The sequence below is a fragment of the Thermogutta sp. genome (assembly GCF_014359955.1).
Lineage (GTDB): Bacteria > Planctomycetota > Planctomycetia > Pirellulales > Thermoguttaceae > Thermogutta.
In genome coordinates, this window is sequence record NZ_JACIYL010000621.1 from 1 (window position 1) to 2,736 (window position 2,736).

The window sequence follows — 2,736 nt, forward strand, 5'->3', positions numbered from 1 at the left end:
GCGGGGATGGCTTCGCTTTCTTCCGCGGCCACAGCCTGCGCTTGCATTCCCCCAGGTCGGCAACTAAAGTGGCCAATAATCGCGAAGAAAAAGATTTGTTTTTACCTTTTTAATATGCGGAAAGATTTGTTCGAACCAGTTGAATTTCTGCTGAAGGCGAGAAGTTCTTTCGGAGGTTCTTAAGAACCGGGACGGTATGAGGTTGCCCCTGACAGCGTTAAGGAGCCTGTCGATGGCGCTGGTCCTGCGTGCGTTTCATCTGTACACAAACCTGCCGGGTCGGGAAGCACCGCTTGTCCATGTCGTTGGTCGCAAAGGGGGGCTCATTTCTTTCATCCTCACCCTGTTGCAACTCCAGAACGAGACTCATCTGATGGTGACGCCTCTGGCGGTGGAATTGGAGACGCAAAGTCTCTTCGGAGTGTCGCGCGTGACGGTTCCCCTTGGACATATCGCTTCGGTACGTGGAGGAGTGGGAAGGCCACTGGAGTATGCGATCGCGGCGATCATCTGTATTACTTTGGCCTTCAGCAGCTTATTGGTGGGCGTTGTCAGCCGGGGGGCCATCGTAGGAGCAATGTTGTTTTCGCTCATTGCGGCCGCTTGTGTAGTCTTTTATTTTCTGCGAAAAACCTTTTTTGTGAGGATTTCTTCCCAGGCTGGATTAGAGATCGCGGTGAGTTTTCTGCCCAGTCTGCTGGAGGCGCATCCGATCGATTTTGCTCAAGCGATGTCCGCGCTCGATGTCCTGCGCTATCTCGTGGTGCAAGGTCGCGAGGGTGTACCCCCGACCTCCTCGGCACCCATCACGCCTTCACCCACCGTTGTCGGACCAGCGCCCGTTGCCACCGCTCCCGCCGGGCCGGTTGGGACGGGTGCCGCCACGCCATGGGCCAACCCCGTTTTCACCGGGCCGGAGTCCGCGGCTTCTCCGCCAGGATTGGCCACGCCCCCGGTTTCCACCCACGATGCCGAAGAGGAAGCCCTCCAGGCCCTGCGGCGTGCCGTGATCACATACAACGAAGGCAATCGCGAAGAGGGAATCCGTCTCCTTGAAGAGGTCGTGCAACTCTATCCCGGAACGAAAGCCGCCAAAACGGCACAGGGGCATCTCAGCAAGCTCGGCCGGGCTCAGTGAACCCCTCCCTGAAACGGTAGGCCCGGCTCATCGAGGCGATTCTGAATTTTTCGGTCGGGCCATACAATTACAGAACGCGGTGACGCGAGCCGAGAGCTTTTCCGGCGGGCGGCGGAAGGCTTCTTGTGGTGGAATCCCCGGACGCCTCAATATGGAGTAGAGCATTCAACTCCCACGGCAGCAGCACGATCATGAAAGAGCCATTGTTTCCTCAGATTTTTCGCCTCCGGCAGCGCTTTGCCTCGCACAAACTGGACGACATCCCGGGGCGGATTCGCGCCGAGCTGGATCGTGTGGGGGTTCGGGAAAAAGTGCAACCGGGAATGGAAGTCGCCATCACCGCGGGAAGTCGGGGAATCAACAATATCGTGACGATTCTCCGCACGGTCGCGGCGACGATCCGTGAGTGTGGCGGGAGACCGTTTCTGGTGCCGGCCATGGGAAGCCACGGTGGGGGAACCGCGGAAGGGCAACGCGAGGTCCTGCGCGGTTACGGGATTACCGAAGAGAGCGTCGGTTGTCCGATCCGATCCAGCATGGAAACGGTCGTCATCGGCAGGGCGCCCGAGGGCTTCGACGTCCATTTTGATCGCCACGCACTCAATGCCGATTTTGTCGTTGTGGTCAACCGGATCAAGCCGCACACACAGTTTACCGGGCCGATTGAAAGCGGGCTGATGAAGATGCTGCTCATCGGTCTGGGAAAGCATCGGGGAGCGGAGATCTATCACCGTGCCGCGTGGGATTATGGTTTTGACCGAGTTGTCCGCAGTGTCGCGCGGATTGTTCTCGCCCGGTGCCGGATTCTGGCAGGGCTGGCCATTGTGGAAGATGCCTACGACGACACGGCTCATATCGAGGCACTTCCGCCGCAGGAATTCGAAACGCGGGAACCTGAGCTTCTCCGCCTGGCCAAGGAATGGATGCCAAAACTTCCCTTCGATCACGCACATGTTCTTTTGATCGATCGGCTTGGGAAAGACCTCAGTGGAGCGGGTATCGATACGAACGTCATCGGCCGAAAGACGGCCGACCATCGCGCCGGACCGGGGGAAAAGCCGGATATCCGCTATATTTGTGTCCGTGGGCTCAGTCCCGGCACGCACGGCAACGCGATTGGGCTGGGATTGGCCGAATTCTGTCGCAGCCACATTCTGCCAGAAATCGATGTTCACGCCACGCGGATCAATGCCATCACTTCCGGGCATGTGTCGGCCGCGATGTTGCCGCTCGATTATCCCACCGATCGCGAAATGCTGGCAGTGGCCCTGTCCAACATCGGTCTGACACCACCCCAGGACGCGAAATTGATGTGGATTTCGGACACCCTGCATCTGGCGGAGGTGGAGTGCTCGGCCGCCTATTATGACGAGGCGCGGCACCGCCAGGACCTGGAAGTGATGACCGCGCCCCGGCCGCTGCCTTTCGATGAAGAAGGAAACTTGCCGGACATGACGGCCATCGGGATGCTGCCGAAGCTGGCAGATTTGTCGAAATAGACGGAATAAATTGAAAAAACGGCAGAGTGAAGAAAACGGCAGGCCCTCGTACAAAGCGCTGGAGGTGGCTGGTCGGTCATTGGCTGGGGGAGAATCGCA

General features: G+C 58.6%; 2 protein-coding genes. Both read left to right on the forward strand.

Annotated features, from left to right (window positions below):
* Positions 1 to 232: 232 nt before the first annotated feature.
* Entirely contained in the window at positions 233 to 1,138 is a 906-nt protein-coding gene (locus H5U08_RS15100; protein WP_297034853.1) for a hypothetical protein, read from the forward strand.
* Positions 1,139 to 1,329: 191 nt separating this feature from the next.
* Positions 1,330 to 2,637, forward strand: a complete 1,308-nt coding sequence (locus H5U08_RS15105) for a lactate racemase domain-containing protein (RefSeq protein ID WP_297034855.1) — start codon at positions 1,330 to 1,332, stop codon at positions 2,635 to 2,637.
* Positions 2,638 to 2,736: the final 99 nt, after the last annotated feature.

Bases quoted from the DNA above. Each gene is read 5' to 3' on its own strand.
- H5U08_RS15100 (WP_297034853.1), top strand. From the start codon at position 233: ATGGCGCTGGTCCTGCGTGCGTTTCATCTGTACACAAACCTGCCGGGT.
- H5U08_RS15105 (WP_297034855.1), top strand. From the start codon at position 1,330: ATGAAAGAGCCATTGTTTCCTCAGATTTTTCGCCTCCGGCAGCGCTTT.